Consider the following 13,090-nt stretch of genomic DNA (forward strand, 5'->3'; position numbering starts at 1 on the left):
TCAGTCCCGCACTGCCGGCGCGGTTTTCGCGGGTTTCGCGCGCGAGCGGGCGATCCCCCGGAACGCGGCGCCGGCGACCACCACGGTGACGACCACGCCGATGATTCCCGCCGCTCCCCCGGTCCCGTCCCGGCCGCCGACCGCGTAGTCGGCCAGGGGCGAGTCACCGAGCGGGTGCTCCTCGGCGTGCTGGGCGATGCACTCGCCCCGCAATTCCTCCCCGCCGGCGGTCTCGACGACCTCGCAGCCCTGTGTCGTCGCCGAATCCAGGCCGTCCGGGCTGGAGCTCGCGAAGTAGGAGACGCCGCCGGCGATCAGCAGAATGACGACCGCGAACCCGATCCAGAACCGCCCGCGGCGCTCGGCCGGCCCGCTCACACCCGGACCGCCGTCCGCGCGCGTTGGGTCCGCAGCAGGTACACCAGGTCCGGGCGCGCCCTGACCACCGCCATGACGGTCAGCGCGGTGATCACGCCCTCACCGATCCCGATCAGGACGTGGGTGCCGAACATGTACGCGGCGATCGTGCCCAGCGAGGCCGTCCCCGCTCCTCCGAGCGCATACTGAAGTACGAACCCCATTGCCGCACAGACAGTTCCGATCAGTGCGGAGACGAAGGCGATGACCCCGACGACCGGGACGGCGACGTCGTCACGTCCGCGGCGCACGAGGCGGTAGAGCACCAGCGCGGTGCCGTAACCGGCCGCGACGCCGAACACCGCCATGTTCGTGATGTTCGTGCCGAGCGCGGTCACGCCGCCGTCGGCGAACAGCAGCGCCTGGACCACGAGCACGATCGCCACGCACAGCGCCCCGGTGAAGGGGCCGACGAGGATCGCCGCGAGCGCGCCTCCGAGCAGGTGACCGCTGACACCGGGCAGGATCGGGAAGTTCACCATCTGCACCGCGAAGATGAAGGCGGCCACCAGGCCGGCCAGCGGCACGGTGCGCTCGTCGAGTTCTTCTCGGGCGCGCCACGCGCAGATCCCCGACGCGACGACGGCGACCACCACGAACAGCACCGAGACCCGTGCGTCGACGATGCCGTCGCTCATGTGCATGGCGACGAGATGAGAGTCCACGCGGAGAGCCTATTCCTCCATCTGAACACCTGTCTAGGTGAGCAGATGAATGGTCAGCCGTGCCGTGCGCCGATCCAGTGCAGCAGGTCGTGCACGATCTCGTCCTCCAGGCGGTAGGAGACCGACCGGCCGGCCCGGGTGCTGTTGACCCAGCCCTGCTGGCGCAGCACCCGCAACGCCTGCGACACGGCGTTCTCCGAGCGTCCCAGTGCGGCGGCCAGGTCGCTGACGCAGATACCCGGCGCGCGGTGCAGGCACAACAGGATCTCCAGCCGGTGCGGGTCCGACACCAGGTCGAAGCGCTGCGCCCAACCGGGCGTGTCCACCTCGGCCAGCGCCGACGACGCCCGCTCGACGAGCTGCTGATCCTCCACACGTGCAATCTAGTCCCCGCCGAGTGCACACCAAATGCCAGCTTCGGCGGCGTGTCGGCGCCGGGTGGGCTGTCAGTCCAGGAAGCCGTGCAGCAGCGCCGCCGATCCCCACACGTGGGCGGTCATCGTCTCGGCTGCGGCGTCGGCGTCGCCGGCCAGGAGCCCCATCACGATCGTCTCGTGCTGCTCGTCGGAGTGGGCGACGTTGCGCGACAGCAGCGGGATGCAGTCCAGCAGCTCGTTGAGTCGCATACGGTTCTGCGCGACCAGCGGAACCAGCGACGGCACCCCCGCCGCCTCGGCGATCGCCAGGTGCAGCCGCGAGTCCAGCCGGCGGTAGTCCTCGGGCGCGCAGCCCCGCACGTCGAGCAGCCGGCTCCACAACGCCTCGCGTTCGGTCGCGGTCAGCGTGCGCGCGGCCGCCATCCGCGCCGCGCCCGTTTCGAGGATCTCGCGCAGCCGCACCACATCGTCGATGTCGGAGCGGCTGAACGCGACCCCACCGGTCGGTGGCGGGGGCAGCGCGTCGGCCAGGAAGGTGCCGCCGTAGCGTCCCCGCCGTGACACCAGGTAACCGGCGTCGGCCAGCGATTTGATCGCCTCGCGCACGGTGTCCCGGCTGACCCCCATCTGCGTGGCGAGTTCACGTTCCGGGGGCAGCGACTGGCCTGGCCGCAGTACCCCCAGCCGGATGGTCTGCAGCAGCCGCTCGACGGTGTCCTCGAACGCGTTGAGCGGCCTCAGCGGACGCAACAGCGCGTCGCTGGCGTCGGCGCCGTCGGCGGCCACCATCGCGCTGTTCCTACAGCGGTGTCACGTAGTGGCCGGTGATGCCGCCGTCGACCAGGAACGTCGACCCCGTGATGAACGACGCGTCGTCACTGGCCAGGAACGCCACCGCGGCGGCCAGTTCCCCGGGCTCGGCGAAACGTCCCATCGGTACGTGCACCAACCGCCGGGCGGCACGCTCGGGGTCCTTGGCGAACAGCTCCTGCAGCAACGGGGTGTTCACCGGTCCCGGGCACAGCGCGTTGACCCGGATTCCCTGTCGTGCGTACTGGATTCCGAGTTCGCGGGACATCGCCAGCACGCCGCCCTTGGAGGCGGTGTAGGAGATCTGCGAGGTCGCCGAACCGTTGACCGCGACGAACGACGCGGTGTTGACGATCGACCCCTTCTGCGCCGGAACCATGTGGCGCAGCGCGGCTTTGCAACAGAAGAACACCGACTTGAGGTTGATGTCCTGTACCCGGTCCCATGCTTCGATGCCGGTGTTCTCGATCAGGTCGTCCTCCGGCGGGCTGATGCCGGCGTTGTTGAACGCGATGTCCACCGAACCGTGCACCTCGGCGGCGGTGTCGAACAGCGCGTCCACGGCCACCTGGTCGGAGACGTCGACCTGGACGAAGGTGCCGTTGAGGTCGTCGGCGACGGTCTTGCCGGTGGCGGGGTCGATGTCGCCGATCACGATGGTCGCGCCTTCGGCTTTCATCCGCTTGGCGGTCGCCAGGCCGATACCGCTGGCGCCGCCGGTGATCACGGCGACCTTGCCGGCGAGTCGTTGGGTCAGATCCATCTACGGTGCCTCCTGGCCATCTTGAATCGAGAAAAACACGTTCTTGGTCTCGGTGAACGACAACGGTGCGTCAGGCCCCAGCTCGCGGCCCAGGCCGGACTGTTTGAAGCCGCCGAACGGCGTGTTGTAGCGCACCGACGAATGCGAATTGACCGACAGGTTGCCGGCTTCCACCGCCCGCGACACCCGCATGGCGCGGGACAGGTTCTCGGTCCAGATCGAGCCGGACAGGCCGTAGACGGTGTCGTTGGCCAGCGCGATCGCGTCGGCCTCGTCGTCGAACGGCAGCACGGTGACCACGGGCCCGAAGATCTCCTCGGTGACGGCGCGGTCGCCGCGTTGCGGCATCAGCACCGTCGGCGGGAACCAGAACCCCGGCCCCGAAGGCGCGTCCCCGCGGAAGGCCACCGGCGCCCCGTCCGGAACGAACGACGACACCGAGTTCCAGTGCGCCTTGGACACCAGCGGGCCCATCTCGGTGCCCTCGGCGGCCGGGTCGCCGACCACCACGCCCTTGACCGCCGGTTCGAACAACTCCATGAACCGGTCGAAAATGTTGCGTTGCACCAGGATCCGGCTGCGCGCACAGCAGTCCTGGCCGGAGTTGTCGAACACGCCGTACGGCGCGGTCGCCGCGGCCCGCTCGAGGTCACAGTCGTCGAAGACGATGTTGGCGCTCTTGCCGCCGAGCTCCAGGGTGACGCGTTTGACGTGGGCGGCGGCCCCGGCCATCACCCGGGTCCCGACCGCGGTCGACCCGGTGAACACGACCTTGCGGACGTCGGGATGGGTGACGAACCGCTCGCCGACCACCGGGCCCCGGCCCGGCAGCACACAGAACAGGTCGGCCGGCAACCCGGCCTCGGCGGCGAGCTCGCCCAACCGCATCGTCGTCAGCGGCGTCCACTCGGCGGGTTTGACCAGCACCGCGTTACCCGCCGCCAGCGCAGGCGCGAATCCCCACGACGCGATCGTCATCGGGAAGTTCCACGGCGTGATCACGCCGACGACGCCGAGCGGCTCGTTGAAGGTCACGTCCAGCCCGCCGGCGACCGGGATCTGCTTGCCCGACAACCGTTCCGGTGCCGCGGCGTAGTACTGCAGGACGTCGCGGACGTGGCCGGCCTCCCACCTGGCGTTGCCGATCGGGTGGCCGGAGTTCGCGACCTCCAGCTGCGCGAGCTCCTCGACGTGGGCGTCGACGATCGCGGCGAAGTCACGCAGCGCGGCGCCCCGCTCGGCGGGCGCCAATGCGGCCCACCGGCGTTGCGCCACCCGGGCCCGCGCCACCGCGTCGTCGACGCCGGCCTCGTCGGTGTGCTCGACGGTGCGCAGCACCTCCTCGGTCGCCGGGTTGATCACTTCGCTTACGGTCATCAGCTCACTTTCTGTGTCTTGTGCGCGGCGTAGCCGGCGGCGGCGCTCACCAGGCCGGCGAACAGCCGCAGGTCGTCTAGTCGTTCCTCGGGGTGCCACTGCACCGCCACCACCCAGCGCTCCGGATACCGTGCGGCGTCGACCTCGACGGCTTCGATCACGCCGTCGGCGGTGTCCGACGCGCTGATCACCAGGCCGTCGCCGAGCCGGTCGATGGCCTGGTGGTGGTAGCACTGCGCCTGGGTGTCCGGTCCGACCAGGGCGGCCACCCGGGTGCCTGGCACGGTGGCGATCGACGAGGTGCTGAACACCGCGTTGCCCTGTTGGTGGCGGGTGTGCCCGACGACGTCGGGCAGATGCTGGTGCAGGGTTCCGCCGAGCGCGACGTTGAGCACCTGCGCACCGCGGCAGATGCCCAGCACGGGCAGCCCGCGGCGCAGCGCGGCCCGCAGCAGCGCGAACTCGAACGCGTCGCGGGTACGGCCGTCGGCGACCGGCCGGTCGGTGTTCGGATGTGGTTGCGCCCCATAGGTTCCCGGGTCCACGTCGCGCCCGCCGGTGATGATCAGGCCGTCGAGACCGTCGAGCACCCGGTCGGCGACGGCGTCGTCGGCCCATTGCGGCGGCAGCAGCACCGAGATGCCTCCCGCCATGCCGACGCCCTCGAAGTAGATGGCGGGCAGGAAGCTGGCCCGCACGTCCCACACCCCGGTCTGGGCCTGCTGCAGATAGGTCGTCAGGCCGATCACCGGGCGGATGTCAGAGTCGCTCAAAGCCGCGCCTCCTCTCCCAGTCCGTGACGGCGGCGTTGAAGGCCTTCAGTTCCACGGCCGCGTTGTTGAGGTAGTGGTCGACGACGTCGTCGCCGAACGCCTCCCGCGCAATCGCCGACTTGTCGAGCAGGTCGGCGGCCTCGGCCAGCGTCGTGGGCAGTCGGTCGGCCCCGCTGGTGTAGGCGTTGCCCTCCATCGGGCCGTCGAGTTCGAGCTCGTTGTCGATGCCGTGGAGGCCGCCGGCGATCAGTGCCGCCACCGCCAGGTACTGGTTGACGTCCCCGCCGGGGGTCCGGCATTCCACGCGCATCCCGTGGCCGTGGCCGACCACCCGCATCGCGCAGGTGCGGTTGTCCAGCCCCCACGCGACGGCGGTCGGGGCGAAGCTGCCCTCCACATAGCGCTTGTAGGAGTTGATGTTCGGCGCATAGAACAACGTCATCTCGCGCAGCGTGGCCAGCTGACCGGCGATGAAGCTGCGGAACATCGGCGACATTCCCAGCGGGTCGGAGTCGTCGGCAAACACCGCACTGCCGTCGTCACCGCGCAGCGAGATGTGGATATGACAGCTGTTGCCTTCGCTCTCATCGAATTTCGCCATGAACGTCAGGCTCTTGCCGTGCTGGTCGGCGATCTCCTTGGCGCCGTTGCGGTAGATCGTGTGGTTGTCGCAGGTGACACGGGCGTGGTCGTAGCGGAACGCGATCTCCTGCTGACCGAGGTTGCACTCCCCTTTCACCCCTTCGCAGTACATGCCGGCCCCGTCCATGCCCAGCCGGATGTCACGCAGCAGCGGTTCCATCCGGGTCGAGGCGTGCATCGCGTAGTCGACGTTGTAGTCGGTGGCCGGCGTCAGTCCGCGGTAGTCGGCCTTCCACGCATCGCGGAACGTGTCGTCGAAGACCATGAACTCCAGCTCGGTGCCGACGTAGGGCACCAGCCCGCGCTCGGCGAGGCGGTCGATCTGCCTGTTCAGGATGCTGCGCGGCGCCTGGTTCACCGGGGAGCCGTCGGTCCAGGTCAGGTCGGCCATCACCAGCGCGGTGCCCGGCAGCCACGGCACCACGCGCAGCGTGTCGAAGTCCGGGACCATCACCATGTCGCCGTAGCCGGTCTCCCAGCTCGAGATCGCATACCCGTCCACGGTGTTCATGTCGACGTCGACAGCCAGCAGGTAGTTGCAGCACTCGGCGCCGTGGGCGGCGACGTCTTCGACGAACAGCCGCGCGGACACGCGCTTGCCGGTGAGCCGGCCCTGCATGTCGCAGAACCCGACGATCACGGTGTCGATGGCCCCGTCGGCCACCTGTTGTTCCAGCGCCGCCTTCGTCAACATGCCGCGTCCGCTCATCAGCTCAGCCCGACCTTCCTTGGGGTTTCTGTCTGCCGACCGACCTTTGGCGGGCCTCGGTGGCGGCGTCTTTACCTTCGCACGGACAGATTTCCACGTCCAAAGGTAGGGCACCAGACCAATAGCCGTCCGGTTTGTGACGATCGTCTCGATCTTGACGACGACGCCCCGGTTTGGGTGGTTTACGCAGGGGTAATCAGACCCGCGCTGCGGGCGCCGCCGCACGGCGGCACCATTGGTCCAGTGGTCCGGTAGAGCCGTCACAGAGTAGGGTCGAAAAGGTGTGTGGAGCCACCGGCGAGGTGCGCCTCGACGGAAATACCCCGAATATCAGTGCCGTCACGACGATGGCAGAGGTCCTCGTCCCTCGCGGACCCGACGCCGCCGGCGCGTGGTCCCAGGGCAGGGTGGCACTCGGCCACCGGCGGCTGAAGATCATCGACCTGACCGAGGCCGGCGCCCAGCCGATGGTGGACTCCGAGCTCGGGTTGGCCGTGGCCTGGAACGGCTGCATCTACAACTACGAGCAGCTCCGCGACGAGTTGTCCGGCCACGGCTACCGCTTCTTCTCCCACAGCGACACCGAGGTGCTGCTGAAGGGTTACCACCACTGGGGTGACCGCTTCGTCGACCACCTCAAGGGCATGTTCGCGTTCGCCATCGTCGAACGCGACAGCGGGCGGGTGCTGCTGGGCCGTGACCGCCTCGGCATCAAGCCGCTCTACCTGAGCCGCAGCACCGACCGGATCCGCTTCGCGTCCTCGTTGCCCGCGCTGGTCGCCGGCGGCGAGGTCGACACCCGCATCGACCCCGTCGCGTTGCACCACTACATGACGTTCCATTCGGTGGTGCCCGCCCCGCGCACCATCCTTCGCGGCGTCGAGAAGCTGCCGCCCGCCTCGTTGATGGCGATCGAGCCGGACGGCCGGATCACCACCACCACCTACTGGGAACCCGACTTCACCCGACGCGACGACCGCGCCGACTGGACCGAGAAGGATTGGCAGGACGCGGTTCTGGAGTCGCTGCGGGTGGCGGTGAAGCGCCGTCTGGTCGCCGACGTCCCCGTCGGCTGCCTGCTGTCCGGCGGCGTGGACTCCAGCTTGATCGTCGGTCTGCTCGCCGAGGCGGGCCAGCACGGGCTGAAGACGTTCTCGATCGGCTTCGAGTCGGTCAACGGCGTCGCCGGCGACGAGTTCAAGTACTCCGACATCGTCGCCGAGCGGTTCGCCACCGACCACCACCAGATCCGGATCGGCACCGACCGGATGCTGCCCGCGCTCGACGGCGCGATCGGGGCGATGAGCGAGCCGATGGTCAGCCACGACTGCGTGGCGTTCTATCTGCTCAGCCAGGAGGTCGCCAAGCACGTGAAGGTGGTGCAGTCGGGTCAGGGCGCCGACGAGGTGTTCGCCGGCTATCACTGGTATCCGCCGATGGGTGAACCCGCCGCGGCGTCGGTCGAGGGGTCGGTGGCCAGTTACCGGGCCGCCTTCTTCGACCGGGACCAGGCCGGGTACGCCGAGCTGGTCGCGCCGGGCTACCTCACCGCCGACGACCCCAGCGAGCTGTTCGTCACCGAACACTTCGCACGCCCCGGCGCGCAGACCGGCGTCGACCGTGCGCTGCGGCTGGACACCACCGTGATGCTGGTCGACGACCCGGTCAAACGCGTCGACAACATGACGATGGCCTGGGGGCTGGAGGGCCGCGTGCCGTTTCTCGACCACGAGCTCGTCGAGCTGGCCGCCACCTGCCCGCCGGCGCACAAGACCGCCCACGGCGGCAAGGGTGTGCTCAAAGAGGCGGCGCGGCAAGTGATCCCGTCCGAGGTGATCGACCGCCCGAAGGGCTACTTCCCGGTGCCGGCGCTGACCCACCTGGAAGGCCCCTATCTGGACCTGGTGCGCGACGCGCTCTACGAGCCGGCTGCCAAGGAACGCGGGCTGTTCCGGCCGGAGGCGGTGGACCGGCTGCTGGCCGACCCCAACGGCCGGCTCACCCCGCTGCGCGGCAACGAGCTGTGGCAGATCGCGCTGCTCGAACTGTGGCTGCAGCGGCACGGTATCAACGGGCCGGCCGCATGACCGCAGACCCCGCCGCAGACAACACCGAGGCCATCACGCTGACCCTGCATGAGGCCGCCGCCCCGGACATGCTCGACACGATGGCCGACGACGTCGTCCTCGAACTGGGCTGGGGCCGGTTGATGTTCGGTCAGACGTTCGCCGATCCGGAGCACCTGGCCGACGTGTTGCGCCAGGAGGGGCAGGGCCGACGCGACATCTGTATCTATGCGCGGGAACCGCACGTGCTGGTGTCCAGGGCGCCCGCCGAACTGTTCATCGACCCGAGCCACACCTACCGCCTCCGGTTCGCCGACACCCAGACGACGGGCAAGACGCCCGGCGGGTTCCACATCCGCAGCCTGGAGAGCCGTCACGACGCCGACGAGATGAACCGGGTCTACGTACGCTGCGGCATGGTGCCCGCCCCGACCGACGTGATCTGGGAGAACCACCAGAGTCAACCCGCCGTCGATTATCTGGTGGCCGTCAGCGACGAGGACGGCGCGGTGATCGGCACCGTCACCGGGGTGGACCACCGCGCGCTGTTCTCCGACCCGGAGAACGGTTCGAGCCTGTGGACCCTGGCGGTCGACCCCGCGGCCACCCTGCCCGGTGTCGGGGCCGCGCTGACGCGCAGCCTCGCCGAGCTCTACCGGAGCCGGGGCCGGGCGTACATGGACCTGTCGGTCACCCACGACAACCACGCCGCGATCGCACTGTACGAGAAGCTCGGTTTCCACCGGGTGCCGGTGATGGCGGTCAAACGCAAGAACGCGATCAACGAACCGCTGTTCACCCATCCGCCCGAGACCGTCGAGGATCTCAACCCGTACGCCCGGATCATCGCCGACGAGGCCGTGCGCCGCGGCATCTGGGTGGAGGTGCTCGACGCCGAGTCCGGTGAGATGCGGCTGTCCCACGGCGGCCGCAGCGTCGTGACGCGGGAATCGTTGTCCGAGTACACCTCCGCGGTCGCCATGGCCCGGTGTGACGACAAACGGCTGACCCGGCGCATCGTCTCGGAGGCCGGCATCACGGTGGCGAAGGGGCGGCTCGCGACGTACGACGAAGCCGACCACGAGTTCCTGGCCGAGGTCGGCGACGTCGTGGTCAAACCCACCCGCGGCGAGCAGGGCAAGGGCATCACGGTCGGGGTGGACAGCCCCGAGGAACTCGACGCCGCGCTGGCCAGGGCCCGCGAACAGCATCCCGAGGTGCTGGTCGAGCAGCGGGCCGAGGGCGATGACCTGCGCCTGGTCGTGATCGACGGCAAGGTGGTGGCCGCCGCGCTGCGCATGCCGGCCGAGATCACCGGAACCGGGCAGCACACCATCGGTGAGTTGATCGAGGCGCAGAGCCGGCGTCGCGCGGCCGCCACCGGCGGCGAGTCACGCATCCCGATGGACGCGGTGACGGAGACGACGGTCCGGGAGGCCGGCTACTCGTTCGACGACGTGCTGCCCGAAGGGGATCGCCTGCGGGTGCGCAGAACCGCGAATCTGCACCAGGGCGGGACCATTCACGACGTCACCGCCATCGTGCACCCCGAGTTGTGCCGGGTGGCGGTCGCGGCGGCGGAGGCGATCGGTATCCCGGTCACCGGCATCGACCTTCTGGTGCCCGACGTCACCAAGCCGGAGTACGTGTTCATCGAGGCCAACGAGCGGCCGGGGCTGGCCAACCACGAGCCCCAGCCCACCGCGGCGGCGTTCGTCGACTTCCTGTTCCCGGGCCAGCCCGGTCTGCCGCAGGCGTGGACCCCGGACGAGGCCGCGACCAGCGGAGCGTGACGCGTCACCAGGTGCTGGTGCGCATCACGATCTCGGCGGCCAGCTGAGCGGTCGAGTCGGCGGCGTTGCGACGGCCCAGCAGATCGACGATGCGGTACTCGCCGTACACGTAGCGCTGGCTGGCCTTGGCGACCGCGCGGGCCGCGCTCGAGCTGACCAGTGCGGTGGTGTTCAGTTCCACCGGCGGGCAGTGCTCGTCACGGACCACACCGGTCAGGTCGGCGACCCTGGGATGACCCCGGTCGATCACCACCAGCCCGATGAACCGGTCCAGCCGGGTGGCGGCCAGCTCCCAGGCCAGTTCACCGCCGAACCGGTCCCCCACCAGCAGTGCCCACCGCACCCCGAGCGTGTCGAGGATGCTGATGACCGACTTGGCGGTCAGCCGTGGATCGGGCCCGATCACCACGGTCCTCAGCGAAGCGGTGTGCAGCCGTTGGCACACCCCGCCGTACACGCTGGGCGACTGGTGCGCCGCGCCCAGCACCACCACGACCGATCCGCCCTCCGGGCCGGCGACCTCGACGGGCACGCCGAAGCCGTCGACGGTCACCATGGGGGAAGGCATTGCGTCACGCTACAGGGCGGAGCCGAGTCGGCGCGGCCGTTTGCCCGCGGATGACGCCACGGCTCAAACCGCTTGTGCGCGTTCGGCCTGCTTACCGGTGGTCTCCAGAAAGGTCTGCGGCAGCGTGCCTTTGACCGAGATCGACGCATCGGCGGTCGGGAACGCGATGCCGAACACCGCCATCTCGCCCACGTTTTCGAAGGTGAAGTACACGCTGTTGTCGGCGCCGGGCAGGTGCATGGTCTGCTGATAGACCAGCGCGTCGCTGCGCGGGCTCGGCAGCTGTGTGGTCGTCATCGGGATGCCGGGGTCGCCGGGTTCGAAGAACGTCTCGTACTCGGCGCACCGCTGCGCGGTGCCGGCCAGCCGCTCGAGGTCCAGCCGCCACGTCAGCAGCGTGATCACCATGCGGGCGCCGTCATAGGCCGCGACGAACTCGGCGGCACTGCCCGGTCCCCATTCCGCGGTCATCGCGATGTCGCGGGTCAGCGCGTCGGCGCAGCCTTCCGGCCGGGACAGCATCGCCGGCGGGCGCGCCGCGTTGTCCTCGCGGGGTTCGTTGACGATGCGCTCGTAGCGCACCCCGGGCGGAAAGTCGGCCTGCGTGAGCACCGCGCGGTCCAGCTTCGCGCCCGGCCAGGTCGGGGTGCCGGTGACGGCGTGTCCGCAACCGGCGAGCAGGCATCCGGCCACCACCGCGACCAACCCGCGCCTGGTCATGACGTCAGGCTACCGAGAACCTCAGAGCTGGGTGAGGATCTCCGCCCCCGAATCGGTGACCACCAGCGTGTGCTCGAACTGGGCGGTCCATTTCTTGTCCTTGGTGGCGACGGTCCAGTCGTCGTCCCAGATCTCGTAGTCGAGGCTACCGAGGTTGATCATCGGTTCGATCGTGAACGTCATACCCGGTTCCAGCACCGTCTCCACGGCCGGCTGGTCGTAGTGCAGCACCACCAGACCGTTGTGGAACGTGGTGCCGATCCCGTGACCGGTGAAGTCACGAACCACGTTGTAGCCGAACCGGTTTGCGTAGGACTCGATGACGCGGCCGACGATGGACAGCGCCCGGCCCGGCTTGACGGCCTTGATGGCGCGCATCGTGGCCTCGTGGGTGCGTTCGACGAGCAGCCGGTGCTCCTCGGCGACGTCGCCGGCGAGGAACGTCGCGTTGGTGTCGCCGTGCACACCGTCGATGTAGGCGGTGACGTCGATGTTGACGATGTCACCGTCCTCGATCACGGTCGAGTCCGGGATGCCGTGGCAGATGATCTCGTTCAGCGACGTGCAGCACGATTTCGGAAAACCTTTGTAGCCCAGCGTGGACGGGTAGGCGCCGTGGTCGATCATGTACTCGTGGGCGATCCGGTCGAGCTGATCGGTGGTCACCCCGGGCGCGACGGCCTTGCCCGCCTCGGCGAGCGCGCCCGCCGCGATCCGGCCGGCCACCCGCATCTTCTCGATCACCTCCGGGGTCTGCACCCACGGCTCACTGCCCTCGCGCGCGGTCGGCTTGCCGACGTACTCGGGGCGCGGTATCGACTTGGGTACCGGCAGCATCGGCGCGACGGTGCCGGGCCGGAGGGCGGTCCGTACAGACATATAGCAATGCTAGCGTTCCGCCATGCAGGTCACCCCGGGCCACTTGTTCGCCCAAATGAACTTCCGCGACGTCGAGGACTCCGACGAACGCATGGTCATCGAATTGGACAACCGCCCCGATCTGGTGAACCGGCGCGGCGCCCTGCAGGGCGGCCTGGTCGCGACGCTGATCGACATCGCGGCGGGCCGGCTGGCCGACCGGCACGTCGGGCCCGGGCAGGACGTCACGACCGCGGACATGACCATCCACTACCTGTCGCCGGTGCTCGACGGTCCCGCCCGGGCCGAGGCGACCGTCGTGCGGGCCGGGCGGCGCCTGTCGGTGATCGCCGTCGACGTCACCGACGTCTCCCGCGGCCGGCTGGCCGCGCGCGCCACCGTCAGCTTCGCGGTTCTCGATCCCGCTAGGACTCTGCTGATTAATCCGGCGTGGCGGGCGGGGTTTGTGGGCGCGTCCTCGAGATGATGGATGAATGCAGGGGCACTCTGATGATCAACCTGAGTTGTTGGATGCCGAATCGGTTGCCGGTC

The 13,090-nt window shown here is 69.3% G+C and carries 14 protein-coding genes; 3 read left to right on the top strand and 11 right to left on the bottom strand.

Annotation, left to right across the window (positions count from 1 at the left end):
* The 8 genes from ASJ79_RS19565 to ASJ79_RS19600 form a co-directional block, all read right to left on the bottom strand.
* A complete protein-coding gene (locus tag ASJ79_RS19565) occupies window positions 1-378 on the bottom strand; it encodes a PDGLE domain-containing protein (RefSeq protein WP_067958731.1) in 378 nt (125 codons plus the stop codon).
* Entirely contained in the window at window positions 375-1,061 is a 687-nt protein-coding gene (locus tag ASJ79_RS19570; RefSeq protein ID WP_067958741.1) for an energy-coupling factor ABC transporter permease, read from the bottom strand. The genes ASJ79_RS19565 and ASJ79_RS19570 overlap by 4 nt, the downstream gene beginning before the upstream one ends.
* A 74-nt stretch (window positions 1,062-1,135) precedes the next feature.
* Window positions 1,136-1,456, bottom strand: a complete 321-nt coding sequence (locus ASJ79_RS19575) for an ArsR/SmtB family transcription factor (RefSeq protein ID WP_369803719.1) — start codon at window positions 1,454-1,456, stop codon at window positions 1,136-1,138.
* A 72-nt stretch (window positions 1,457-1,528) separates the two neighbouring features.
* Entirely contained in the window at window positions 1,529-2,248 is a 720-nt protein-coding gene (locus ASJ79_RS19580; RefSeq protein ID WP_067958746.1) for a FadR/GntR family transcriptional regulator, read from the bottom strand.
* Between the two features lie 10 nt (window positions 2,249-2,258).
* Window positions 2,259-3,032: a 3-oxoacyl-ACP reductase gene (locus tag ASJ79_RS19585; RefSeq protein WP_067958748.1), complete on the bottom strand. Its 774-nt coding sequence runs from the start codon at window positions 3,030-3,032 to the stop codon at window positions 2,259-2,261.
* On the bottom strand, window positions 3,033-4,409 hold the full coding sequence (locus ASJ79_RS19590) for an aldehyde dehydrogenase (protein WP_067958750.1): 1,377 nt from the start codon (window positions 4,407-4,409) through the stop codon (window positions 3,033-3,035). It abuts the gene before it with no gap.
* The gene (locus ASJ79_RS19595) at window positions 4,409-5,182 is read right to left on the bottom strand and encodes a gamma-glutamyl-gamma-aminobutyrate hydrolase family protein (protein ID WP_067958752.1); all 774 of its coding nucleotides are present in this window, start codon (window positions 5,180-5,182) and stop codon (window positions 4,409-4,411) included. Before ASJ79_RS19595 ends, ASJ79_RS19590 begins: the two co-directional genes overlap by 1 nt.
* Window positions 5,169-6,533: a glutamine synthetase family protein gene (locus ASJ79_RS19600; protein WP_067958754.1), complete on the bottom strand. Its 1,365-nt coding sequence runs from the start codon at window positions 6,531-6,533 to the stop codon at window positions 5,169-5,171. The genes ASJ79_RS19595 and ASJ79_RS19600 overlap by 14 nt, the downstream gene beginning before the upstream one ends.
* A gap of 281 nt (window positions 6,534-6,814) precedes the next feature.
* On the opposite strand from ASJ79_RS19600, the gene ASJ79_RS19605 reads away from it, so the two are divergent.
* Together ASJ79_RS19605 and ngg are read left to right on the top strand one after the other, a co-directional pair.
* A complete protein-coding gene (locus ASJ79_RS19605) occupies window positions 6,815-8,620 on the top strand; it encodes an N-acetylglutaminylglutamine amidotransferase (RefSeq protein WP_067958757.1) in 1,806 nt (601 codons plus the stop codon).
* Window positions 8,617-10,392, top strand: coding sequence for an N-acetylglutaminylglutamine synthetase (gene ngg / locus ASJ79_RS19610; protein WP_067958760.1), 1,776 nt, complete (start codon window positions 8,617-8,619; stop codon window positions 10,390-10,392). Before ASJ79_RS19605 ends, ngg begins: the two co-directional genes overlap by 4 nt.
* A gap of 4 nt (window positions 10,393-10,396) precedes the next feature.
* Here ngg and ASJ79_RS19615 read toward each other — a convergent pair whose 3' ends face one another.
* From ASJ79_RS19615 to map, 3 genes are all read right to left on the bottom strand, one after another.
* Entirely contained in the window at window positions 10,397-10,960 is a 564-nt protein-coding gene (locus ASJ79_RS19615; protein WP_067958763.1) for an alpha/beta fold hydrolase, read from the bottom strand.
* Between the two features lie 63 nt (window positions 10,961-11,023).
* Window positions 11,024-11,680, bottom strand: coding sequence for a hypothetical protein (locus ASJ79_RS19620; protein WP_067958766.1), 657 nt, complete (start codon window positions 11,678-11,680; stop codon window positions 11,024-11,026).
* A gap of 21 nt (window positions 11,681-11,701) precedes the next feature.
* Window positions 11,702-12,559 (bottom strand): type I methionyl aminopeptidase, encoded by an 858-nt coding sequence (gene map, locus ASJ79_RS19625; protein ID WP_067958769.1) that lies wholly within the window; start codon window positions 12,557-12,559, stop codon window positions 11,702-11,704.
* Between the two features lie 22 nt (window positions 12,560-12,581).
* Here map and ASJ79_RS19630 point away from each other — a divergent pair, with 22 nt between their 5' ends.
* A complete protein-coding gene (locus ASJ79_RS19630) occupies window positions 12,582-13,025 on the top strand; it encodes a PaaI family thioesterase (protein WP_067958772.1) in 444 nt (147 codons plus the stop codon).
* The last annotated feature ends 65 nt before the right edge of the window (window positions 13,026-13,090 follow it).

The organism is Mycobacterium sp. NAZ190054 (genome assembly GCF_001545925.1).
Classification (GTDB): domain Bacteria; phylum Actinomycetota; class Actinomycetes; order Mycobacteriales; family Mycobacteriaceae; genus Mycobacterium.

Bases quoted from the DNA above. Each gene is read 5' to 3' on its own strand.
- ngg (WP_067958760.1), top strand. From the start codon at position 8,617: ATGACCGCAGACCCCGCCGCAGACAACACCGAGGCCATCACGCTGACC.
- ASJ79_RS19590 (WP_067958750.1), bottom strand. From the start codon at position 4,409: ATGACCGTAAGCGAAGTGATCAACCCGGCGACCGAGGAGGTGCTGCGC.
- ASJ79_RS19620 (WP_067958766.1), bottom strand. From the start codon at position 11,680: ATGACCAGGCGCGGGTTGGTCGCGGTGGTGGCCGGATGCCTGCTCGCC.
- ASJ79_RS19615 (WP_067958763.1), bottom strand. From the start codon at position 10,960: ATGCCTTCCCCCATGGTGACCGTCGACGGCTTCGGCGTGCCCGTCGAG.
- ASJ79_RS19630 (WP_067958772.1), top strand. From the start codon at position 12,582: ATGCAGGTCACCCCGGGCCACTTGTTCGCCCAAATGAACTTCCGCGAC.
- ASJ79_RS19580 (WP_067958746.1), bottom strand. From the start codon at position 2,248: ATGGTGGCCGCCGACGGCGCCGACGCCAGCGACGCGCTGTTGCGTCCG.
- map (WP_067958769.1), bottom strand. From the start codon at position 12,559: ATGTCTGTACGGACCGCCCTCCGGCCCGGCACCGTCGCGCCGATGCTG.
- ASJ79_RS19570 (WP_067958741.1), bottom strand. From the start codon at position 1,061: ATGCACATGAGCGACGGCATCGTCGACGCACGGGTCTCGGTGCTGTTC.
- ASJ79_RS19600 (WP_067958754.1), bottom strand. From the start codon at position 6,533: ATGAGCGGACGCGGCATGTTGACGAAGGCGGCGCTGGAACAACAGGTG.
- ASJ79_RS19585 (WP_067958748.1), bottom strand. From the start codon at position 3,032: ATGGATCTGACCCAACGACTCGCCGGCAAGGTCGCCGTGATCACCGGC.